Source organism: Caballeronia sp. GAFFF1 (assembly GCF_023630705.1).
Taxonomy (GTDB): domain Bacteria; phylum Pseudomonadota; class Gammaproteobacteria; order Burkholderiales; family Burkholderiaceae; genus Caballeronia.
Genome location: NZ_JALQEM010000030.1, coordinates 67,470 through 90,300, shown reverse-complemented (window position 1 = coordinate 90,300; position 22,831 = coordinate 67,470). Strand labels below are relative to the sequence as shown.

Annotated in this window: 22 protein-coding genes; 13 read left to right on the top strand and 9 right to left on the bottom strand. The window is 63.0% G+C overall.

Going from position 1 to position 22,831, the window contains the following annotated elements:
* The first annotated feature begins 215 nt into the window (after nt 1-215).
* The 5 genes from xylA to NCR37_RS16535 all read left to right on the top strand — a co-directional run bounded on the left by xylA (nt 216) and on the right by NCR37_RS16535 (nt 7,049).
* Nucleotides 216-1,532, top strand: coding sequence for a xylose isomerase (gene xylA, locus NCR37_RS16555; protein WP_250473942.1), 1,317 nt, complete (start codon nt 216-218; stop codon nt 1,530-1,532).
* A gap of 184 nt (nt 1,533-1,716) precedes the next feature.
* Nucleotides 1,717-2,745, top strand: coding sequence for a D-xylose ABC transporter substrate-binding protein (xylF, locus tag NCR37_RS16550; protein WP_175941540.1), 1,029 nt, complete (start codon nt 1,717-1,719; stop codon nt 2,743-2,745).
* Between the two features lie 62 nt (nt 2,746-2,807).
* A complete protein-coding gene (gene xylG, locus NCR37_RS16545; RefSeq protein ID WP_250473941.1) occupies nt 2,808-4,379 on the top strand; it encodes a D-xylose ABC transporter ATP-binding protein in 1,572 nt (523 codons plus the stop codon).
* Nucleotides 4,376-5,578 (top strand): sugar ABC transporter permease, encoded by a 1,203-nt coding sequence (locus NCR37_RS16540; RefSeq protein WP_250473940.1) that lies wholly within the window; start codon nt 4,376-4,378, stop codon nt 5,576-5,578. The genes xylG and NCR37_RS16540 overlap by 4 nt, the downstream gene beginning before the upstream one ends.
* A gap of 88 nt (nt 5,579-5,666) precedes the next feature.
* Complete coding sequence (locus NCR37_RS16535) at nt 5,667-7,049, top strand: 3-deoxy-D-arabino-heptulosonate 7-phosphate synthase (protein WP_250473939.1); 1,383 nt, start codon at nt 5,667-5,669, stop codon at nt 7,047-7,049.
* 13 nt (nt 7,050-7,062) lie between these two features.
* On the opposite strand, the gene NCR37_RS16530 is transcribed toward NCR37_RS16535, so the two are convergent.
* Both NCR37_RS16530 and NCR37_RS16525 read right to left on the bottom strand, forming a co-directional pair.
* Nucleotides 7,063-7,605, bottom strand: coding sequence for a cytochrome b (locus tag NCR37_RS16530; protein ID WP_250473938.1), 543 nt, complete (start codon nt 7,603-7,605; stop codon nt 7,063-7,065).
* Nucleotides 7,592-8,638, bottom strand: coding sequence for a catalase family peroxidase (locus tag NCR37_RS16525; protein ID WP_250473937.1), 1,047 nt, complete (start codon nt 8,636-8,638; stop codon nt 7,592-7,594). The genes NCR37_RS16530 and NCR37_RS16525 overlap by 14 nt, the downstream gene beginning before the upstream one ends.
* Before the next feature lie 185 nt (nt 8,639-8,823).
* Between NCR37_RS16525 and NCR37_RS16520 the strand changes: the two genes are divergently transcribed.
* The 5 genes from NCR37_RS16520 (at nt 8,824) to NCR37_RS16500 (ending at nt 12,872) form a co-directional block, all read left to right on the top strand.
* Complete coding sequence (locus tag NCR37_RS16520; protein WP_250473936.1) at nt 8,824-9,135, top strand: DUF4148 domain-containing protein; 312 nt, start codon at nt 8,824-8,826, stop codon at nt 9,133-9,135.
* Between the two features lie 100 nt (nt 9,136-9,235).
* The gene (locus tag NCR37_RS16515; RefSeq protein WP_250473935.1) at nt 9,236-9,931 is read left to right on the top strand and encodes an anti-sigma factor family protein; all 696 of its coding nucleotides are present in this window, start codon (nt 9,236-9,238) and stop codon (nt 9,929-9,931) included.
* Nucleotides 9,932-9,959: 28 nt separating this feature from the next.
* Complete coding sequence (locus tag NCR37_RS16510; protein ID WP_206469523.1) at nt 9,960-10,478, top strand: sigma-70 family RNA polymerase sigma factor; 519 nt, start codon at nt 9,960-9,962, stop codon at nt 10,476-10,478.
* Nucleotides 10,475-11,368: an anti-sigma factor family protein gene (locus NCR37_RS16505; RefSeq protein ID WP_250473934.1), complete on the top strand. Its 894-nt coding sequence runs from the start codon at nt 10,475-10,477 to the stop codon at nt 11,366-11,368. Before NCR37_RS16510 ends, NCR37_RS16505 begins: the two co-directional genes overlap by 4 nt.
* A gap of 115 nt (nt 11,369-11,483) precedes the next feature.
* Complete coding sequence (locus tag NCR37_RS16500; RefSeq protein ID WP_250474000.1) at nt 11,484-12,872, top strand: FAD-binding oxidoreductase; 1,389 nt, start codon at nt 11,484-11,486, stop codon at nt 12,870-12,872.
* A 372-nt stretch (nt 12,873-13,244) separates the two neighbouring features.
* On the opposite strand, the gene NCR37_RS16495 is transcribed toward NCR37_RS16500, so the two are convergent.
* The 7 genes from NCR37_RS16495 to NCR37_RS16465 all read right to left on the bottom strand — a co-directional run bounded on the left by NCR37_RS16495 (nt 13,245) and on the right by NCR37_RS16465 (nt 19,718).
* Nucleotides 13,245-15,089, bottom strand: coding sequence for a glycoside hydrolase family 15 protein (locus NCR37_RS16495; protein ID WP_250473933.1), 1,845 nt, complete (start codon nt 15,087-15,089; stop codon nt 13,245-13,247).
* A gap of 99 nt (nt 15,090-15,188) precedes the next feature.
* Nucleotides 15,189-15,419, bottom strand: coding sequence for a hypothetical protein (locus tag NCR37_RS16490; RefSeq protein WP_250473932.1), 231 nt, complete (start codon nt 15,417-15,419; stop codon nt 15,189-15,191).
* 195 nt (nt 15,420-15,614) lie between these two features.
* Nucleotides 15,615-15,932: a four-helix bundle copper-binding protein gene (locus tag NCR37_RS16485; protein WP_250473931.1), complete on the bottom strand. Its 318-nt coding sequence runs from the start codon at nt 15,930-15,932 to the stop codon at nt 15,615-15,617.
* Between the two features lie 27 nt (nt 15,933-15,959).
* On the bottom strand, nt 15,960-16,160 hold the full coding sequence (locus tag NCR37_RS16480; protein WP_250473930.1) for a hypothetical protein: 201 nt from the start codon (nt 16,158-16,160) through the stop codon (nt 15,960-15,962).
* 74 nt (nt 16,161-16,234) lie between these two features.
* On the bottom strand, nt 16,235-17,476 hold the full coding sequence (locus NCR37_RS16475) for a glycosyltransferase family protein (protein WP_250473929.1): 1,242 nt from the start codon (nt 17,474-17,476) through the stop codon (nt 16,235-16,237).
* Nucleotides 17,477-17,765: 289 nt separating this feature from the next.
* Nucleotides 17,766-19,154 carry an MFS transporter gene (locus NCR37_RS16470; RefSeq protein ID WP_250473928.1) on the bottom strand — a complete coding sequence of 463 codons (1,389 nt, stop codon included), beginning with the start codon at nt 19,152-19,154 and terminating at the stop codon, nt 17,766-17,768.
* Nucleotides 19,155-19,430: 276 nt separating this feature from the next.
* The gene (locus NCR37_RS16465) at nt 19,431-19,718 is read right to left on the bottom strand and encodes a hypothetical protein (protein ID WP_250473927.1); all 288 of its coding nucleotides are present in this window, start codon (nt 19,716-19,718) and stop codon (nt 19,431-19,433) included.
* A gap of 218 nt (nt 19,719-19,936) precedes the next feature.
* On the opposite strand from NCR37_RS16465, the gene NCR37_RS16460 reads away from it, so the two are divergent.
* The 3 genes from NCR37_RS16460 (at nt 19,937) to NCR37_RS16450 (ending at nt 22,713) form a co-directional block, all read left to right on the top strand.
* The gene (locus NCR37_RS16460; RefSeq protein ID WP_502800538.1) at nt 19,937-20,941 is read left to right on the top strand and encodes a hypothetical protein; all 1,005 of its coding nucleotides are present in this window, start codon (nt 19,937-19,939) and stop codon (nt 20,939-20,941) included.
* A 75-nt stretch (nt 20,942-21,016) separates the two neighbouring features.
* On the top strand, nt 21,017-21,736 hold the full coding sequence (locus NCR37_RS16455; protein ID WP_250473925.1) for a PIG-L deacetylase family protein: 720 nt from the start codon (nt 21,017-21,019) through the stop codon (nt 21,734-21,736).
* A complete protein-coding gene (locus tag NCR37_RS16450; RefSeq protein WP_250473924.1) occupies nt 21,733-22,713 on the top strand; it encodes a glycosyltransferase family 2 protein in 981 nt (326 codons plus the stop codon). The genes NCR37_RS16455 and NCR37_RS16450 overlap by 4 nt, the downstream gene beginning before the upstream one ends.
* The last annotated feature ends 118 nt before the right edge of the window (nt 22,714-22,831 follow it).

The window sequence follows — 22,831 nt, the reverse complement described above, 5'->3', positions numbered from 1 at the left end:
TCTTAGCGGACTTAAGGGTTTTCCATATGTGAAGCGTGACTGCCGACTATGCAGCCGCTTCATTCTAATGGCATGCGTCAATCAACTCCGGCCATTGCCAAGAATCGCTAGTCGCGCTGGCGAATTTCGCAATTGAAGCACCGGGCGCACGGCTGGCAGCATGGCGTCACTCTAAAGCGCGACTCGAATGCGCGCATTCGAAAACAGGAGACGCGATGCCTTCGCTCGAACATCTTCCAAGCGCCCGTTTCGAGGGTGCAGGTTCAGACAATCCGTTCGCTTATCGTCATTACGATGCCGACAAGATGGTCCTCGGCAAGCGTATGGCCGATCATCTGCGGCTTGCCGTATGTTACTGGCATTCGTTCGTGTGGCCGGGCGTAGATGTGTTCGGCGCCGGCACGTTCGATCGGCCGTGGCACAAGCAGGGCGATGCGATGGAAATGGCGCGCATGAAAGCCGATGCCGCGTTCGAATTCTTCGACAAACTGGGCACGCCGTTCTATACGTTTCACGATACCGACGTCGCGCCCGAAGGCGCGAGCATTCGCGAATACGTCGACAATTTCAAGCGCATGCGTGAGTACCTCGCGGCCAAACAAGACGTAAGCGGCGTCAAGTTGCTTTGGGGCACGGCTAACCTGTTCTCCAATCCGCGCTATGCAGCGGGCGCCGCCACGAACCCGAACCCGGACGTATTCGCCTTCGCCGCCACGCAAGTGCGCGAGGCGCTGCAAGCCACGCTCGATCTCGGCGGAGAGAACTACGTGCTGTGGGGCGGCCGCGAGGGCTACGAGACGCTTCTGAACACGGATCTCAAACGCGAGCGCGAACAGCTCGCGCGCTTTCTTGCCATGGTCGCCGAACACAAGCACAAGATCGGCTTCAAGGGCGCACTGTTGATCGAGCCCAAGCCGCAAGAGCCGACCAAGCATCAATATGATTACGACGTCGCCACGGTGCATGGCTTTCTCACGCAATTCGGCCTGCAAGACGAGTTCCGCGTGAACATCGAGGCCAATCATGCAACGCTCGCCGGGCATTCGTTTCACCACGAGATTGCGACGGCCTTCGCGCTCGGCATTTTCGGCAGCATCGACGCGAATCGCGGCGATCCGCAAAACGGCTGGGATACGGACCAATTTCCGAATAGCGTGGAAGAACTCACGCTCGCGCTTTACGAAATACTGCGCAACGGCGGCTTCACGACGGGCGGCATGAATTTCGATTCCAAGGTACGCCGGCAGAGCATCAATGCGGAGGATCTGCTGCATGGTCACATCGGCGCAATCGACGTCATTGCGATAGCGCTCGAACGCGCAGCGACGCTCGTCGAGAACGATCGGCTCGCCGAGCTGAAGGCAGACCGCTATGCCGGTTGGGAGTCCGAATTCGGGCGCAAGGTGTTCGCGGGCGGCTATTCGCTCGACGCACTGGCGAACGATGCCATCGCTCGCGGAATCGATCCCCGGCACGTAAGCGGTCAGCAGGAGCGCCTGGAGAATTGGGTCAATCGCGCGATCTACGGTTGAGCGACGCCAAAAAACGTTAGCGCCAGCGGTCGATTTCGCAATTGCAGCGCGGGCGAATAGCGGCCACTCTTCGAGTCGAAACAATCATAGCGACGCCTGCGGACACGTATTCGCGGCGCACTGTATGTAACGCCGGGCGCTCTCGCACGACTACGCCCGCGGCCATCCAAAACAGGAGTGAGACATGAAATCATCCATTCGCCGTTCGGTATTGAGTTCGCTCGTCTGCGCCGCCATGTGCGCAGGCTTTTCACTGGCGGCGCCGCTCGCGCACGCAAGCAAGGACAAGCCCGAGATCGGCTTTTGCATCGACGATCTGCGTGTGGAGCGCTGGTCGCGCGATCGCGACTATTTCGTAGCGGCTGCCACGAAGCTCGGCGCGAAAGTGTCGGTGCAGTCCGCCGACGCAAGCGAAGCGCGTCAGATATCGCAGATCGAAAACCTCATTTCGCGCGGCGTCGATGTCATCGTGATCGTGCCGTTCAATTCGAAGACGCTCGGCAACGTCGTGGCGGAAGCGCACAAGGCGGGCATCAAGGTGGTGTCGTATGACCGCCTGGTGCTCGATGCCGACATCGATGCCTATATCTCGTTCGACAACGAAAAGGTCGGCGAATTGCAGGCGCAAGGCGTCTATAACGCGCAACCCAAGGGCAATTACTTCCTGCTCGGCGGCGCACCCACCGACAACAACGCGAAGATGCTGCGAGAAGGGCAGATGAAAGTGCTGAAGCCCGCTGTCGATCGCGGCGATATCAAGATCGTGGGGCAGCAGTGGGTGCCGGAATGGAGCGCATCCACGGCGCTGCGAATTACCGAGGATGCATTGACCGCGAACAACAACAAGATCGATGCGATCGTCGCATCCAACGATGGCACGGCGGGCGGCGCCATTCAGGCGCTAGCCGCGCAGAAGCTCGCGGGCAAGGTGCCGGTGTCGGGGCAGGACGCCGACCTCGCCGCGGTCAAGCGCCTTGTGGCCGGCACGCAGACCATGACGGTTTACAAGCCTCTGAAACTCATTGCAGGCGATGCCGCCAAGCTTGCCGTCGATCTCGCCAAGGGCGACAAGCCCGCGTTCAACGCGAAATACGACAACGGCAAGAAACAAGTCGACACGGTACTGCTACAGCCGACATTGCTGACCAAGTCCAACGTCGATGTCGTCATCAAGGACGGCTTCTATTCGCAAGCGCAACTGGCCGGCAATTAATGGTCCTGCGGGCGTTGCCTTCGGCGATGCCCGCTTCGTTCAGCACAGTCAGGACACCAAGCATGGCACAGGCGCTATTGGAAATGCGCGGCATCGCCAAGTCGTTCGGGGGCGTCAAGGCGCTCGACGGCATCGACCTCATCGTGAATCAAGGCGAATGCGTGGGACTTTGCGGTGAAAACGGCGCAGGCAAGTCGACACTCATGAAGGTGCTGTCAGGCGTCTATCCCCATGGAACGTGGCAGGGCGAAATCATCTGGGATGGCAAGCCGCTTCGAGCGGCCGGCATTCGCGACACCGAGCAAGCGGGCATCATCATCATTCACCAGGAACTCATGCTGGTGCCGCAACTGTCGGTGGCCGAAAACATCTTCCTGGGTAATGAAATCACGCTGCCTGGCGGGCGCATGAATTACCCGGCGATGTATCAGCGCGCAAGCGAACTGCTAGGCGAGCTGAACATACAGGGCATCAACGTGGCGCAGCCGGTGATGAATTACGGCGGCGGCCATCAGCAATTGATCGAGATAGCGAAGGCGCTCAACAAGAAGGCGCGGCTGCTCATTCTCGACGAACCTTCTTCATCGCTTACGGCGTCGGAAACGCAGATCCTTTTGGACATCGTGCGAGACCTCAAGCGGCGCGGCGTCGCCTGCGTGTATATCTCGCACAAGCTCGACGAAGTCGAAGCCGTGTGCGACACCGTGACGGTCATTCGCGACGGCAAGCACGTCGCGACGCATCCCATGCGTAACGTGACCACCGACCGCGTCATCGCGATGATGGTCGGACGTGAAATCACGAATCTCTTTCCGCGTCCGGCAAAGGAAGACCGGCAGCCGATCGGCGAAGTCGTGTTCGAAGCGCGTCATGTCACCTGCTTCGACATCAACAATCCGAACCGCAAACGTGTGGACGACGTGTCATTCGCGCTGAGAAAAGGCGAGATTCTCGGCGTCGCGGGGCTCGTCGGCGCGGGGCGCACCGAACTCATGCAGGCAGTGTTCGGCGCATACGCGGGTGAGAGCGCTGCGCAGGTCATCGTGAAAGGCAAGCCCGTTGCCATTCGCACGCCCGGCGACGCAATTGCGGCGGGTATCGCCATGGTGCCCGAAGATCGCAAGCGTCATGGCATCGTTCCGCAACTGGGCGTCGGGCATAACATCACGCTCGCGGTGCTCAGGCGTTTTGCCAAAGGCGGACGTATCGATACCGCTGCGGAACTCGATACCATCCACACCGAGATGAAGCGGCTCTCCGTGCGCGCGGCGCATCCGATGTTGTCCATCGCGAGTCTGTCCGGCGGCAATCAGCAAAAGGCAGTACTCACGCGCATGCTGTTGACGAATCCCGATGTGCTGATTCTCGATGAACCCACGCGCGGCGTCGACGTAGGCGCGAAGTACGAAATCTACAAGCTGATGTTCGAACTCGCGCAACGCGGCGTATCCATCATCATGGTGTCGTCGGAATTGCCGGAAGTGCTCGGTGTCTCGGACCGTGTGCTCGTCATCGGCGAAGGCCAGTTACGAGGCGATTTCATCAACGACGGCCTCACGCAGGAAGACATTCTTTCGGCCGCCATCGCAACGCGGCAGGAAACCGACTCAATCGATTCAGCGAGCCTCGCATGACTCCCGATCTCATTTCGACGCCTAAGCCCAGCAAGGACGAGCAGGGCGCGCCGCAGCCCGCCGGCCAGCGCATGAAGCAGCTATTCACGCGCTACAAGCTCTTAGCGCTGCTGCTCGCAGTCGCCGTCATCTGGCTGTTCTTCTCGTTCCTGACCAATGGCGCGTTCGTCACGCCGCGCAATCTCTCGAACCTGTTGCGGCAGATGTCGATTACCGGCATGCTTGCCTGCGGCATGGTATTCGTCATCATCTCCGGCGAAATCGACTTGTCCGTGGGCTCGCTGCTCGGGCTGCTCGGCGGCGTGGCCGCGATTCTCGATGTCACGTATCACTGGCCTATTGCCGCGACCTTGCCGGTGGTGATGGTGCTCGGCGTTGCCATTGGTCTCTTCAACGGCTGGTGGTCGACGTATCGAAGAGTGCCCTCGTTCATCGTCGGGCTAGGCGGCATGCTGGCCTATCGCGGCGTTCTGCTGGGTATAACCGGCGGTTCGACGATTGCGCCGGTGTCCGATTCACTCGTGTTCATCGGGCAAGGCTACTTGCCGCGCGTGGCCGGCGATACGCTCGCCATCGCGCTCTTCGCCTTGCTCGCAGTGTTGACCCTGCGTCAGCGACGCAGCCGTCAGCGTTACGGCTTGCCGGTTGTCGCGCCGTGGCAGGAAGGCGTGAAGATCATCGCCGCGGGCGTGATTCTCTTCGCTTTCGTCGCGACGCTCAACCGTTACGGTGGCATTCCGGTCCCGGTGCTCGTGCTGCTCGCGCTGCTCGGCATCTTCACCTATATCGCGACGCAAACGGTCTTCGGCCGGCGCATCTATGCGGTCGGCTCCAATCTGGAGGCGACGCGCTTGTCCGGCATCAACACCGACCGCGTGAAGCTCGCTATCTTCGCGCTCATGGGTTTGATGTGCGCGTTCGGCGGACTCGTCAATACGGCGCGTCTCGCGGCGGGCTCGCCCTCTGCCGGATCGATGGGCGAGCTCGACGCCATCGCGGCATGCTTCATCGGCGGAACGTCGATGCGTGGCGGCTCCGGCACCGTGTATGGCGCGATCATCGGCGCGCTCGTGATGGCGAGCCTCGACAACGGCATGTCGATGCTGGATGTGGACTCGTATTGGCAGATGATCGTCAAGGGCGCGATTCTCGTGCTCGCCGTGTGGATCGATGTCGTGTCGGGAACTGCGCGTCGATAAGCGCACGCAGCGAGGCGCCGGGCGGCAGGCGGCCGCCCGCGCATCGACGAGGTAAAGTACGAGGCTACGTTTCATCCCTCGTGCTCTCATGTCTCCTCCGCTCCTGCTTCGAGAAATATTGCGCGTCGTGGCGCGCAGGTACCGTTTGCCCGCGTTCGCTGCCTTGTCCGATGGATCGTCGATACCGTCACCCGCCACGGCGCTTGCAATCGTCATCGAAGAGACACGCTGCGCGATCTCGCGAGACGAAGCGCCGACCATATCGATGAAGCAGGCTTTCCTCGAAGGGCTCGCACGCCTGATCGAAGAAGCACTGCACGACGAATCCGGCGACCCGGTCTTCAAGGCCACGTTGCTCCGGCACCGCGTGGCGGAAGTGCGTGAATACGTGTCGCTGTCGGCGCACGCGAAACAGGATCGTCGATCCATTCGCGCCAGTGTGAACGCCATCGCTCATCCCGGCAAACAACGCGCGTCGTCGGATGCGCAACGCGAGGCGCTCGCGCAATTGCACGCCTATGCGTCATCGCCGTACTTGTCCGGCCTTGCCGATATCGCACGACGCTTGCTGGCCATCCCCGAAATCGCCGGCGAATCTCAGTCCCGTGATGCCCTGACGCGGCTGATCGAGAATCCTTCCTTGCTTCGGCTGCAACGTCTCGAAACCCTGCTTCGGGAAGAACGCGTGCAGGCGTATCTGTCGCTATGGGACCGGCATGGTCCGCGCTCCGGCAGCGCGCAAGCCGCCGCGGAAGGTAACGCATCGCAGAAGCGCGGGGCAGCGGCCGAGGGGCGCGCCAGTCACGCGCTGCAAGCTTTGGCAGACCGTCTTGGAGACGAAGACGGCGATCGTGCGGCGTATCGCGTCGTGACCTCCATGCACGTTCCCGCGTCCATTCCGGGTCGCGCCGAACGCGCCAAGAGCGAGTGGGATGCCGTGCTGCTCAAACGGGCCAACAACGCCGATGAAGCCCCGGAATGGGATGTCTGTCTGCTCGTCGAATCAAAGGCCTCCGTCGATGCGGCGACGACCGATCTTTCCCGGCTGCTTCGTGGAATCGAACTTCTTGCGCATGCCGAGGAAAACGTCTCGTACGCATTCGAAACGGCCCAGGGCGCCGTGCGTCTGCGCGGTTCGTCACTACACCGCCTGACCACCGACGAGGACAGCTTGCAAGGCACCGTTCTCTACTGCTGCAATGCGCCTGCCGACACGGCGCAGCGCGTTCTCGGCGCGGGCAGCCGCATGCAACTACTGTCGGCGCAAGCCAGCCTCGATTTCGCCTGCATGCGGCAAGATCATCGACCAGCCGATGTCCGAACCCTCGAACCCGTGTGGGATGATCTGCTCGCGTCGCCTCGCTGGCGCGGCGTGCTGGACCAATATCCGATGCTGCGGCGAGTGCGCGAACTCATGGTCCATACGGAAGACTTGATGGTTGCAATCGAACAGGTCTCGCCGAATGAATGAACGCGCACGTCCGTCATCGGCCGCTGCGCGCCATGCTCGAGAGCACGCCGTCGCGACGAATCAGCCCATGGAACAGGGCCGCGGCGAAGTGCATCACGAAGGTCGCGAATAACAGCAGAGCGAGATACGTGTGCGCGCTTCTCAGGAACGCATAGAGACGCACGCTCACCGGTGCGATTGGCGGCAGATGCACGCCGCCCAGCATGACAATCGGAAATCCGCCTGCGGATAGCATCGACCATCCGACGAGCGGCATCGCGAAGAGCAGCGCATAGAAGAGCCAGTGCGAGCCATGCGCGATGCGTCGCTGCCAACGCGGCATGTCGTCGGGGAGGGCGGGCGTATGGTGCGTCATGCGTACGGCGAGACGCAGCACCGTGAGCACAAGAATCACGATGCCGGGAGGGCGATGTATGGCGATCAGCGTCTGATGCCACGACGAAAGCGTCGCGACCATGCCGACGCCGATGAACAGCATGGCGATCACGAGGACCGCCATGAGCCAGTGAATCCAGCGCGCCGCCGGACTGAAGTGGTTCGCGTCAGTGCGCTTCATGATGCGCCTCCTCATGCGTTCTGCGGTTGAACGAAACGGAATACGCGGACGAACGGGCCGCGAGCAAGGGATCGTCCGAGACCATGAGCCCAGCGGGCAACACGGTCGGGTCGAAGTTGATGTCGCGGCAAGCGCCGTCGGCTTGCGGACCCTCGCGGGTAATCACGAGCGTGCCGGCGTCAATATGCTTCCGGTCGTCGGGCCATGCTTTGGTGGCGTCGTTGGTGGCGTCGCCCGGTTGCGCGACGGTCAGGATCAGGTGCCACCGTTGCGGGCCGTGAGCGAGGCGGCCTCTCAGTTCCTCGTCGAGGAAGTCGTGACGCGAGGCGTCACTTTGCGATACGGCCACGTAGTTGGCTTCGGGAACGAGGGACCAGCGCACGCCATGCGTGACGCCCGAAGCGTCAGTCGCTCGGAACGCGTTGATGCCGTAATACGCGGCATTAGCGAAGCTCGAAGAGGGCGCGTGCGTCTTGACCCAATCGCGAAAGGGCCGGGTCTCAGGATGCGCCGCAAAAAACGCGGCAAGCTTCGAGGGATCGGGCTTGCCGGTCTTCGGATCGGGACGCGATGCGATCAGTTGCTCATAAAATCCCTGCGCGCTGTTCACGATGAATACAGGAGTACTATTCATCGCAGTGCGCCACTGCTCGCCATCGCGCAGGCGGAATTCGAGGGCAAGGCTGCGCACGGGGTTGCCTGAATCGCTGACGAACGGATTGGGGCCGGGTATCGCGAAGCGGCCTGTCACCGGCGTGCGCTCCCGCGTGAACACTTCGGCACGGGAAAGCGATGACGCGTTGCCATTGCCGTCGAACCAGCCTTCGACGCATACGCCTTTGGCATGATTGCGCCGGTATCCCGCATGCACGCCGCTCACGCTTTCGAGCGTGTCGACGATCTTGGTCGAAGTCAGCCTGTGCGTGTCGCCGATGCCCGCCACGTAGGCGAACGCAGTGCCGATCGCGAGCACGCTGCCGCCGATGACCGCCAGTTTTGCGAGTTCGCGTGCATGTCGCCTCGGACTACGCAAGAGTCTCATTAGTGAGAAGGGTGCCCGTTTCATGGTGTTCGCTCGCTGTTCGATGGATCAGTGACGCGAACACAAATGCTTGCGGCGTTATTCCAACAAGTCGTCGATTTAAATTCTTTGGAATAGATCGGCTCCGCGGACGGTTTGCCTTCATGCAAGCCCAATGAATTCTCAAGGAGTCGAACATGAACATCGCCAAAGTATTCACCGTATCCGCCGCACTCGTCGTCTCAACGGGCGCATTCGCGCAAGGTCTCACGCGCGACGACGTGCGCGCGCAACTCGTGCAGGCCGAGCAGAGCGGCTCGCGTCTCGTGACGGATGCCTCGTATCCGGACATCAGCCCCATCTATCAGAACCAGACAGCGCGCATGAAGACGCCCGAGAGCGGCGCTTATGGCGGCATGAAGACCGCGTCGGGGGCGGGGAGTGCGTCGATGACCCCGGCGGACTGCGTGGGTCCTTACAGCTTCTGCCATATCTATGCAGGCTCGTGATCGCCGCCCAAAAAATTAGACGCTTGCGGGAATAAACGCCTCGCAATGTTGTTAGCACTCGAGAAACGACTCGCCCAAGCGCAGGACAACGATCGTGGACGTGGACCCGCATTCCGACACTCGCCTTTCCGAAGCCGACGTACAGGCCTTCGCCGACGGCCTGCTCGCGTCGGAACGGGCCGCGTCGCTGCATGCCTATCTCGCTCGCCGGCCCGAGGAAGCGCGCAGAGTGGTGTTCTATGATCGGCTCAATGCGCAGTTGCGGGAGATGTTCAGCGACGAACGCAGCGCGCGGAAAACGAGTCATCGGCGGCCCGGCGCGCGGTTGCGGCTGTGGACAGCCATCGCTGGTTGTCTTTTGCTCGTGATCGGCGCGATCTGGGCCACGGTGCGCCTACCAGACGCAGCATTGGAACGCGCTGCCCTGTCCGCCTTGGCGATTCAGTCGACGGCGCCTGCACGCGCGGCGAGCATCGCGGACGCGCCCGATCTTTCATCGGCGGGCTTTTACGCCGTCGATGCTTCGAACGTCACGCTCGGGGCATTCTCGACCGTTAAGGTGTTCTCGTATCGCAACGGGAGCAATCAGTCGCTCGTGCTGCTCTCGACTTGCGCGCCGCCGTCGTTCATGCGCGCAACGTGGCGCGCGCATAGAATCGGAACAGCGCGTCTTGTCGAATGGATATCGACGTCGGGCGTTCGCACGGTGGTCGGAGCTCGCGCCGGTACGCCGGGGCTCATGCGTGCCGCCGAAGTGTCGATGGCTCGTCAGAACATGCAATGGAATGAACGATGAACGCAAGATTGCCCCGCGAGGTGCGCCGATGAGCGTGCGCGAACAACTCATGGATCATCTGCCGCGCTTGCGTCGTTATGCTCGCGCGTTGATACGCAATCAGGAACTCGCCGACGATCTCGTGCAGGACACGCTGGAACGCGCGCTCAGGCACACGGACAAGTTTCAGTCGGGCACCGATCTGCGCGCGTGGCTCTTCACGATCATGCATAACGTCTTCGCCAATCAGACGCGGCGCGCGGATGCACGCGCGGTGCACGTCTCGGTCGACGACGACCCGCTCGACGAAAGCCAGTTCGCGGTGGCAAGCCGGGACACGCAATCGCTCGAAATGCGAGACCTCGATTACGCGCTGCAACGGCTGCCTGTCGAACAGCGTCAGGTGGTGCTGCTCGTCGGACTCGAAGAGATGTCGTATGCGGAAGTGGCACTCGCGCTGGAGATTCCGCTCGGCACGGTCATGTCGCGGCTATCGCGTGGACGAGAAAGGTTACGCGCGCTCATGGCAGGCAAGCAGGAAGGCGTGCAACTGAAGGTGGTGCGATGAACAAACAAACGACTCCCATCAGCGAAGAGGAAATCCAGGCCTATGTGGATGGCGTGCTCGGCGAGCACCGGCGCGAGGAGATCGATCGGCTGCTGGAGACCGACCCTGCGCTCGCGAGCCGCGTCAGCGATTACTTCGCGTTGAGCGGCATGCTTCACGATCGCTTCGATCGCGTATTGCAAGAACCGTTGCCGGAGCGTCTGACGCGCGTGCTGGACACACTGGACGCGCCCGATGCCAGCACCACGCCCGCCGCAAAGGTGAACGCCGGACGCGGTCCCGCGGCGAACTGGCCGAAGTATGCGGGCATGGCGGCGGCGCTCGTGCTCGGCATAGGCATTGGCGTGGCCGGCATGATGAGTCCGCCTGCGCGCGACATGCTCGCGTCCGGCGATGAGAACGCGTCGCTTCGTCACGCTAGCCTGACGAAGGACGAGTCGTTCGCTCGGCAATCCGCGATTGCGTACGTCACGTATGCGCCGATGGTGACGCGCCCGGTCGAGGTCGGCGCGGACCAGGAAGAGGAGCTCGTCAAGTGGCTGTCGAACCGGCTCGGCACCGACGTGCATGCGCCCGTGCTCACGCGCGTCGGGTTCAATCTGATGGGCGGACGGCTCTTGCCCGGCGACGAAGGCCCGATTGCGCAGTTCATGTATCACGACGCCAAGGGCGAGCGCATTACGCTCAACGTGTCGCATCGCAAGGTGAGCACCGACGTGACTGCGTTCAAGCTCTATCAGGACGGCTCCGTCAACGTGTTCTATTGGGTCGATGGCGATTTCGGCTATGCGGTGTCGGGTGCGATCGCGCGTCCGCAATTGCTCGCCGTGTCGCATGACGTGTACGAACAATTGACGGCGAGGAACGGGCAGGGCGCGGCTGCGCGATGACCGCATGAAGGCGCATACGCTCGTGCGCTTGCCGTCGCCGCCCGGTGCGGTATATGGTGACGAAGGCGCGCATTCGATCAAGCGACGCCGCAACGCACACGGAGACACGCAGCACATGACGGCAACAGAAGCAATACGCGCATTGCGCGAGACCCTCGGCGCGGAAGTGGTCGCGCTTCCGGACGAATTCGGCGACCGGCGCGTCGTGGACTGGAGCGGACTGCCGGGCGAGATTCCGCTTGCGCTCATTCGCCCGCGCACGACGGAAGAAGTGGCACAGGCGCTCACGATTTGCTCGCGCTTCCAGCAGCCCGTGGTCACGCAGGGCGGATTGACGGGACTCGTCGGCGGCGCGAATGCGCGCGGCGGCGAAGTGGCGCTGAGCCTGGATCGCATGAGTCGCATCGTAGAGATCGACGAAGTATCCGGCACGATGACAGTCGAAGCCGGCACCGCGTTGCAAACCGTGCAGGAAGCGGCGAGCGCGGCGGGCTTCTACTTTCCGCTCGATCTCGGCGCACGCGGCAGTTGTTCGATCGGCGGCAACCTCGCGACCAACGCGGGCGGCAATCGCGTCATCAAGTACGGCATGATGCGCGATCAGGTGCTCGGACTGGAGGCGGTGCTGGCAAGCGGTGCCATCGTCGGAGATCTCAACAAGATGATCAAGAACAACAGCGGCTACGACTTGCGGCATCTTCTGATCGGAAGCGAGGGCACGCTTGCGGTTATCACGCGCGTCGTGCTGCGTTTGCGTCCGAAGCCCACTGCGACCGCGACTGCATGGTGCGGCTTGCCGGACTTCAACGCGGTGACCACGCTGCTTGCGCGTTCGCAGGCGAGGCTGGCGTCGGGTGTGTCCGCATTCGAGGTGATGTGGGCCGGCTATCACGATGCGGTACTCGCCAACTTGCCGCAGCTGCGCGCGCCGCTCGGTTCAGCGCATCCGTTCTATGTCTTGCTGGAAAGCGTCGGGACCGATCCGGCGCGCCACGGCGAAGCCTTCGAGGAATTTCTCGGCGCGATGCTGGAAGAAGGCATCGTGACGGACGCGGCGATTGCGTCGTCGGAAGCGCATGCGCTCGCGTTCTGGGCGATCCGCGATGCGCCCGGCGAGTATCAGCGGTTCATCCCGAACCACGCTGCCTATGACGTGAGCTTCTCCATCGCGCAAGTCGGGGAGGCTGCCGCGCGCTGCGAGGCACGTCTGCGCGAGCACTGGCCGCAGTCGCTCGTCATGATTTACGGGCATCTGGGCGACGGGAACATTCATATCGTCGTGGACGTGCCGGGCATGGGCAAGCATGATCATGACGATATCGACCGCGTCATTTACGACGTCACGCGCGAGTTGAACGGGTCGATCTCGGCGGAGCACGGCATCGGCGTCAAGAAGCGAGCGTTCCTTTCGCAAAGCCGTCGCGAGACGGACATCGACGCGATGCGTGCGATCAAGAGCGCGCTCGATCCGCTCGGGCTTTTGAATCCGGGCAAAGTGGTCTAGGCGTTGGTCCGCTGGCGGGCATAGCGAATACCGGCGTTAGCTTCGTTATGTAGAAAGCTGGAGCACGCCATGCCTTCCGATGCGAATCGTCGCCCGCCGCGGATCCGTCTAATGAACCGGTCGCGCCGCCCGAGCGCAAACCGAGCCCGACGCTCGGCACGCCGCCGGATGTGAATCCGGCGGGACCGGGCGCGTCGCCGGCGCAAGAGAGTTCGCTCGGCGCGTCGGAGCCGATGCCGCCAGCGGAATGAGCCGGCCGTGTTCCGCAGAATGCTTTGGGGGCGGCGAAATCTGTTTTGGGTGCTTACCGAAACATCGCTAATTTGTGTTATGTCAAGTGACGCATGGCGCCGAAGCGCTCACGTTCCGCCCTTAGGTCCACGGCACATGCGTACGATCCAGATCCCGGTCCAACTGATACGCCGCGCTGATCAGCGCCAGATGCGTGAGCGCTTGCGGGAAATTGCCGAGGGCCGCGCCGTTGGTCGCAACCTCTTCCGAAAACAGCCCGAGATGGTTGGCATAGGCGAGCATCTTCTCGAACACGAGCCGCCCTTCGTCCACGCGGCCCGAGCGCGCGAGCGCCTCCGCATACCAGAACGAGCACGCGCTGAAGCCGCCTTCCATGCCGGGAAGACCGTCCAGCGTCGTGCCGCGCGTGTATCGGAACACCAGCGGATCCACGCGCAGATCGCGGCCGATCGCATCCAACGTGCCGGTCCAGCGCGGATCTTTCGGGCCGATGAAGCGCACGAGCGGCATCATCAACGCGGACGCATCGAGCGTCGATGAACCCGGCGTCTGCACGAACGACTGAAGCTCTTCGTTGAAGAAATGCTCGTGTATGTCGCGATGAATGTCGTCGCGCGTCTGAAACCATGTCGCAAGCGGCGCGGGAAGCGAGCGCTTCTGCGCAAGACGCAGCGCGCGATCCACCGTCACCCAGCACATCAGCCGCGAATGCAGCAGCGGCCGCTTGCCGTTGCGAAACTCCCATATGCCGTGATCGGCTTCGCGCCAGTGCTGCACCACATAGTCGACCGTGCGGGTGACATGCTGCCAGCCTTGATACGAGATCGCCGCGCCGTATTTGTTGTAGAGATAAACGGAATCAAGCAGCGCGCCATAGACATCGAGCTGGGTTTGTCCACGCGCGCCGTTGCCCACGACGAGCGTGCCCGGCGTCGATTCGCCCAGCGTCGAGAGCTGCGTTTCGTCGGGCGCGGGCTTGCCGTCCACTGCATACATGACGGCAAGCGATCCGTCGGAACTGCAATTGCGATTGCGCTCGGCAATCCAGTGCATGAAGCGCTCGGCCTCGCCGGTGTAGCCGAGACGCAAGAGCGCATAAACGGAGAATGCGGCGTCGCGAATCCATGTATAGCGATAGTCCCACCGGCGCGAGCCGTCCTGCGCTTCCGGCAAGCCGAACGTCGGAGCCGCGACGATCGCGCCGTGTTCGTCCGAACTCAGCAGCTTGAGCGTCAGCGCGGAACGCAGCACGACTTCGCGATATCGTCCGCGATAGATCGAGCGAGACGACCACTCTTTCCAGAAAGCGATGGTCTCCTGCAACATGCCGTCGAACTTCTCTTTGGTGTCGAGCTTCGGCATGGCGTCGACCGCGCCTAGCGCGAAGCAGGCCGAGTCGCCTTCTTTCATCTCGAGTGTCGCGCGTACACCATCACGCTCGATGGAAAGCGGCACGCTCGCGCGCAGTTCCAGCGGCGTGCCGTTGTCGGCTCTCGTGAATTGCACGCCCTTCTCTACCGCATGTGCCGTGTGCGGAACACGCGCATAGTCGAAGCGCGGATCGCAGCGGACATCCAGCGTCATGCGACCGTAGACGATGCGCACGATGCGCATCACGCAATTGGGCACGGCGTCGACGCGCGCGTCGGAAGACGGCACGGGCATCAGGTCCAGCAACTCGCAGACACCCTCGCCCGTCATGAAGCGCGTGAGCAGCACGTTCGTCTCGGGCAGATACATCTGCTTGACGTTGGCGTTCGAATCGCGCGGGGAGATCGAGAACGAGCCACCGTGCTCGTCGTCCAGAAGCGCCGCGAACAGCGTGGGCGAATCGACGCGCGGAAAGCACATGAAGTCGATCGTGCCGCGCACCGACACCAGCGCCGCCGTCTTCATGTTGCCGATGATGCCGCGCGCATCGACAGGCAGGACGGGGGACGGGATCTGCTGCGATGGATGGCCCAAGGGAATGTGCTCCAGCTTGACGTTCCAAGCCGTTCAGCAAGGGGCATTCCCGTGATGCGCCGCGTCGAGGACAAAGAATGGACGCGACGATGTCCGAGCTTACCGTGCCGCGGTTGTGTGGCTAGGATCGGAAATGGGCTGCATCGGCGCTGCCGTGAAGGCCGCTTCGCTCGCGTGCATGTCTTGCGTCGCGATAGCGTCGTGCGTCGTCGGCATGTCGATGCTCGCGCGATGCGACGACCTGCCGTAGCTCGCGATATAGAGCGTCACCGCGACAGCCACGCCCACGAGCACCGCGACCACGGCCACGCCCGAAGACTTGCGCTTCATCTCATCCCCATTTCGTGTTGACGGGCCAAGGTAGCATCGATGAGCGACGCGCACCGTGTGGCGACGCGCATTCGCTCGCCCGGAGATTTGTTCGTCGCGTCAAATGGATAGCGAGCGGGTCCCCGGCTTGTCCACAGGGTTGAGCACAGAAAGTGTGGATAAGGTCGGCGCGACGTGCCGGCTCGCTGCCGTGTCCTATATCGCCCGGCACGCCTCGGCGCACTTCCGGCACGCGTCACTACACGCCTGACAATGGCTCGCAGTATGACGGCTGCACTCGTCGGCGCATGCATCGCTGATTCGCGCGCACAGGTCCAGAAAATCGCGCATGAACTGCGTGTCGCGCGCCAGCGATTCCGACGTGAAGCGGCACAGCGCCGCGCAGTCGAGGTCGAGACGAATGCACTTCTCCATGTCCGGCAGGTGGCCTTCCGCAATGCACGCCGAGGCGCAGTTGTCGCAAGCGGCGGCGCATCGGTCCAGCGCGGCGATGCAGTCGATATAGTCGCTCATTCGGCGAATCCTCGTCAGATAGTTGGACTAGCCGCGCGTCGATTGCGGCGGCACGGGGTTGTTGTCCTGCGCGGTCGGCAGCGCGTTCTCGCTCGCGGGATGCTTCTGCTTTTCGCGGGCATCGAGTTTCTCTTGCCGCGTATCGCCAGTGGCGGGGGCGCCCACCGGTTCGTCCATGTCGTCGGCCGTTGCGCGCGTGCCGTCGTTGTCGCCTGAGACCTGAGTCATGCTGCCCTCCTTTGACGGGGTCATCGTTCAAAGACGTTGCAGCAAGCCGCGGTCCCGTCGTGCTACGCAAGGGACTACCTCTCGATCGATTCGTATCCGCCTTCCGGAACCTTATCCATCGACATGAACAGCATGCGCAGCTCCGTGCTCAAGCCGTGAAAATGGCACATGAACGTATCCGGGTTCGCGTAGTACCACGGCGTGTTGAGTTCGTTGAAGCTCACGAGGTCCGCAGAGTCCGGCTCGGGACACAGGCCGTGCGAGATCATCTGCTCCATGAAATAGAACTGGTCGCCCTGGCTCGAAAACGTGTACTTGATGTCCTCTGTTTCGAGCACGCGCCCAAGCACGCTTTTAAGCACGTTCGCATTCGCCTCCGTGTTGCGAAAGCCCATCACGCCCGAATTGAAGCGCCAGCCGCAGATATCGGCGGTCAACACCCGATCGCGGCCCTCGGTGAATCGTTCGAGTTTCACGGAAGGATTCATGACGAGGATATCGGCATCGATCCAGAAGACCCATTCGTGATTCGGCAGATATCTGGCGAGCAAGAACGGCTTCGACCAGTTACCGCATGCTTCGCGCTGGAAGTCGGCTGGCACCGCGCGATGTTGATACAGCGTGTAGCCGTGGCGCTCGCAGAACGCGCGCAGGCTCGCTTCGCCGAAGCGCGCATAGCCCGCAATGTTCGGCGTGTACAACATGACGACCGCGATCGCCCGGCCCGGCTGATAGACGGTCAGCGGCTCATCCGTATCGCATTGAGGCGGCGGCGGGGCGTCGAAGAACGCGCTGTGTCCGGCCGCATGGCACGCGTTCAGATGACGCGCGAACACGGCTCGCCAGCGTGGACCGTACTTGCTGTAGAGACGCGGCGTGAACACGAGCGACACCGCCACCACCGGCGCGCCGCGCAGGTCCGGGTGCTGCCCCGACCACATGGATGCAATCGGTATCACGCCGTTCAATACGTCCCAGTCGGCAACAGTCGGAAACGCCTCCAGCAATTCTTCTTCAGTAACGAACTTCCCGTACTCGTAAAAGGCCCGGCATCGCGCAGCCATGCCACGCGCGATGCGGCGGTTCTCCTCGGTATTTCGGATAACGAACATTTCCGTGTTGATGCCGAAGAAGCCTTTGGTCACGAGGCTGTCTCGTCCTTCCATGATCCGGCCGAAATCTTCGAAGCGAACGAAAAGCGCATTCTCCGTCGCAAAGATGACGACCTCGCCTTCGGCCGCGCGCGCAAGCCGGTCGCTGATCATCTGGTATTTGAAGAGGACACCGAGTTCGAGCGAATCGACGCTGCTCGACATCGACTCGTCGTATTGAGCCGCTTGGGTTCGGCGACAGAACTCGGCGTGGTTGTCGCGTGACGATGTCGCGCGGCGGTCGGAAAAGCAGCTAACCAGTGTGACCATGTTGTACCGGCAAGTGAATAGCGTGGACGCAGGAAGCGCGGCGCAAGAAGCCGCGCGCGAGGGGCCGTAGCATATCCGTTGCGGTCAACGAACTTGCAAATTATTGCGTCAACCGAACTATCGCTGCGCGCAGCGAAGAGCGACCCGCGCTCAATTGTAGGACGCGCGCGGAAGCATGAAAGCCCTAACGACCCATCGCGCGCTCGCGTGTTCGCATCACGCGCACGATGCCCACCGCGACGCCAATTGCCGCCGCTGCCGCCGCTCCGACGAGCGACACCTGTGCGCCGTGCTGTCCATACATGCCGAAAGCAGCGGCGGCCAGCGCCGCGCCTAGCGAAAGGCCGATCATGCGCGCCATCGTCATGAGGCCGCCCGCTGCTCCGCTGCGTTCATGCGGCGCCGACGTCAGCATGATGCGATTGTTCGGCGTCTGAAAAAAGCCGAATCCGATGCCGCACACCGCGACGCGCCACGCGATGTCCACATTCGAAGGCGATGCCGGCAGTCCGATCAAGAAGCATAGGCCGATCGCCATGATGCCCAGTCCCATGCCGCCGATCAGCCCCGGCGCGTGCCGGTCCGAGAGGCGACCGGCGAGCGGCGCGACGAAGACGATCACGAGCGGCCACGGCGTGACGAGCAGTCCGGTCGTCGTCGCGCTGCGGGCAAACTGGTGCTGGAGCATGAACGGCAGAGCGAGATAGGCGAGCGTCTGCGCGACATAGGAGCAAATGGACGTCAGCGAGGACAGCGAGAGGATCGGAATGCGCAGCAGATCCAGCGGCACGAGCGGCGCGGGCCGTCCGCGTTGATGGCGGATGAGCGCGAAAGCGGCGATGCACGCGCACGCGATCTCGACAAGAGGCAGCGCCCGCAGTTGCAAAGGGCGCGCGCCCTCGCCTGCGCCGAGCCCGCCCACGCCCAGAATGAAGAGCGCGATGGCGAGCGCGCTGAGCGTCGCGCCCGCGAAGTCAAAGCGGCGCGCGGCGTTCGGCGTGCCGGGCGGCAGCATCGTGCTGGCGAGACCCAGGCCGATGATGCCGAGCGGCACGTTCACCGCGAAGAGCCAGCGCCATCCCGCAACCGAGAGAATCCCTGCCGCGACTGTCGGCCCGAGCGCCGCCGAGAGCGCCACGGTCAAGCCGAGCAGCGCGACGCCGCGCCCGACGAGCTTCGGCGGATAAACCTGCCGCAGAAGCGCGGGCACGATGGTCGACATGCACGCGCCCCCTATGCCCTGAATCGCGCGGGCAGCGACCAGGAGCGGCAGCGTCGGCGCGAGCGCGCAGCCTATCGACGCCAGCGTGAAGACCACGAAGCCCCACAAGAACACGCGCCGGAAGCCGAGCATTTCGCCGAGCGCGGCGAGCGGCAGCACCGAGACGGCGACCGCGAGCTGATACGCGGTGACGACCCAGACGGTATCGGCTGCGCTGCGCGAGAGGTTGTGCGCGATGGTCGGCAAGGCGACATTTGCGATGGACGAGTCGAGGTTGCCGAGAAACGTTCCGAGCAGCACGGAGACGACTGCCCAGTAGTTGACGCGGGTGGCGGGGATGGCGCTAGTCATTCGTTGGTTTGGAATGCCCGCAGGAGACGGATCCGCGCGGCGCCCGCATGGTAATGGATACTGCCGTGCGTGTGCAAAAGCGTGCTGTGCGCGACTGCGCGTGATGGTGGGCGCGAACGATCGTTCGTCTTATCGGCGCACAGATGCCCGTGAGCATGCTCGCTCGTCTGTCGGTGCTCCGTGCTTCGCGGCGTCCACGTCGAGCATGGCCCGCTGCCCGCGAACTTCACGATGGATTCAGCCGACCTCAGAGCGGCCAAGCCGTCGAGCGCGTGACTATAGACGGCGCTCGGGCGCACTTGCAGTCGAGCGCCCAACGGCCGGATCGTCGCACGTCGTCATGTGAACGCCGCGCGGCGAATGGCGTCCATCCAGTTCATCCCTGCCATATTGAATGGCGAACTGCTCGGCTGCCCGGGCCGTGGCGAACGGTCGAAACGGGCCGATCGCGCGCCGCACGCCGTCTGGCCGCTCGATCAAGACCGTCGCGATGAACTCGCCGGCCGCCCGCACGACGACCGCCGACAACTCACACCCGCGGTACTCCATTGGAATGGCGTCCATCTTATCCTCGCTTCGGAAAGGCTGAAGTGCCCAGCCGTCTCTTGCATGGCGACGGCGTTCGGAACGAACGCCTTATTTGTAACGCCGAAACAAGAAACAGGACGTGCGTCGACGAACATTATCTCCGCGCCAGACAGGCATGATTCTTATTTAGCCGGTATGCTTCTTCGGAGCTTTCATTTGAGAGCGTCCGCATTTCCGCTCCTGACTTGCTTTCAATGCTCTCTCTTAGCCTACGACGACAGTACCGAAACGCTGCCTTGGCGCTCTTTGCCGTCGCGCTGAGCGCCACGGCTCATGTGGCCAGCGCGCAAGAATTTTCGATTCTCGCCGGCCCGCTTCAAAGCGGCAGCCAGAACACGTATTCCTGGGAAGCAAGCTATCGCGAGGGCCTCGGTCCGTACGCGGCCTGGAGCTTCTCGTGGATCAATGAAGGTCATATTCCGAATCATCACCGCGACGGTCAGGCGGCGCAGTTGTGGGCGCGGATGCCGCTCTGGAACAACCGCGTCGAAGTGTCGGCGGGCGCGGGTCCGTACCGGTACTTCGACACCAGCGAGGCGCAAGCCGGCGGTGACTATGCCAACACGCACGGCTGGGGCGGCCTCTTCACGCTGCGCGCCGCGTATTACTTCGATAACCGCTGGATCGCGGAGATGAAACTCAATCGCGTGCAGGCGTTCGGCGGCCCGGACACGACCGCCCTGCTCTTCGGCATCGGTTATCAGCTCGACGCCCCGAACGGCCACGGCCCGCGCGACTCGGCGCCCTCGCGCACCACGAACGTCACCGGCAACGAGGTCGCGGTGCTGGTCGGCACGACGATCCTGAACAGCTTAGATTCCGAATCGAACGTGGCGGAAAGCATCGAATATCGACGCGGGCTGTGGAAGTACGTCGACTTCACCGCGTCGTATCTGCACGAGGGCGGCCACGTGCAGTCGCGGCGCGACGGCGTCGCCGCTCAATTGTGGGCCACGCGCGCGTTCTTCGACGACCGGCTGACGCTCGGCGTCGGCGCCGGACCGTATCTGTCGATCACGCAGAACGACGATCTGCCGCAAAACCGCACGGGCGATGGCCGCTTCGCGGGCCTCGTCTCCTTGTCTGCAAGCTACCGCTTCACGAATCGCTGGCTCGTGCGCGCGACGTGGAACCGCATGGTGACGCGCTACGACCGCGATGCGGACATCATCGAAGCGGGCATCGGCATACGTTTCTGACCGCGCCGTTACGTTTCGGCGCTGGCGCGGTACTTGCGTTTGGACGAGCCGTCATTCGCTCTCAACGGCTCCTCCATGATCGACGTCCCTCGCAAAACGCTGTTCATCTCTCCTCATCTCGACGACGCCGTGCTCGGCTGCGGCGCGTCACTCGCAGGCGCCCCTGACGTGCTCGTGTGCACGGTCTTCACGGGCTGCCCCCCTGCCGACGCCAGCACGGACTGGGACGCCCAGTGCGGCTTTTCAGACGCGAAGCAGGCGATGGTCGCGCGCATCGAAGAAGACAACCGCGCGCTCGAGCTGCTCGGCGTGACGCCGCTGCATCTCGGCTTTCTCGACTCGCAATACGTGCCTTTCGCGCCCGAGGCCGACAAGCCGACGCGCGCGACGTTGACGCAGGCGTTTCTCGACGCGATAGACGAGCACCGTCCCGAAGCGCTGCTGATCCCGCTCGGGCTCTTTCATTCGGATCACGCGCTCGTGCACGAGGCCGCGTGCGATGCATGGTTGCGCCATCCCGAACTGCCGTGCATCGCGTACGAAGAGGCGCTTTATCGATGCAAGCGCGCGCTCTTGCAGCAGCGGCTCGCGGACTTGATGGAACGCGGCATCGACGCCACGCCGCTGAATGCGCGCCTTCCCGAGCATGCGGAAGCCGCGCGCCGCGAAGCGTTGAAGCGCGAAGCCGTGAACGCCTATCCGAGCCAGTTGAAGGCGTTCGGTCCGAACGGATACGACGACGTATTCCTGCCCGAGCGCTTCTGGACGCTCGAACCCGCGGAGAAGCGCGCATGAGCGCCGTCCCGCAACCTCTGAAGCAACCCTTGGCGCGCCCGCGTCACGACGCCGCCGCGCGCCTGAGCGTGGTCGTGCTGACCTACAACCGCGCCGACCAGGTGCTCGACACGCTCGAAAGACTCGCGGCGCTGCCGGATCGCATCGACATTGTCGTGGTCGATAACGCCTCGTCCGACGATACCGCTGCACGCATCGCGCAAGCCTTTCCGTTTGTCGAACTCGTCGTCGCACCGTCGAACATGGGCGCGGCGGGGCGCAATCTCGGCGTGGAGAAGGTCCGCACGGAGTACGTCGCCTTCTGCGACGACGACACCTGGTGGAGCCCCGGCTCGCTCACGCGCGCAGTCGAGATGCTCGACGCCGCGCCGCGCGTCGCGGTGCTGAGCGCGCGCGTGGTCGTCGGCGAAAACGGCGATGCCGACGAAACCTGCGAACGCATGCGCGTAAGCCCGCTCGGCGCGAACGGTCTGCCGGGGCCGGCGCTCGTCGGCTACATGGCCGGCGCGAGCGTGTTTCGCACGAGCGTCTATCGAAAGATGGGCGGCTATGAGCCGCGGCTTTTCATAGGCGGCGAAGAATCGCTGCTCGCGCTCGACATGCTCGATCACGGCCACGCGCTCGTCTATGCAGACGAACTCGTGCTGCATCACCATCCTTCTCCGATACGCGACAGCGCCTTGCGCAGACGTCTGCTCGCGCGTAATGCGGCGTGGGTCGCGTGGCTGCGATTGCCGCTGCGCGAAGCCTTGCACGCGAGCATGCAGGCGCTCGCCGTCATGCGGCGCGAAGGCGCGTTCTGGCGAGATGCGATTCAGATGTTGCGCGGATTGCCTTGGGCGCTCGCACATCGGCGCGTGGTAGGCGCTCACGTGCAAGTCATGCGATCGATCGTGCGCGAAGACGATCGCCGCCATGCGCGAGCAGAGACGAGCAAACCCGCTGCGATACCGGCAGACGCTACACACACCGTGTAAAACCGCGCCGCTGCTGTCGAAGCTACGTCTAACGAAATTTTGTTCGTCCTGCAACGAACCAACGATTCTGCGCAATTTTGCGCTGGTGGCACAACGAATGCTCACAGGCCATCAAGCT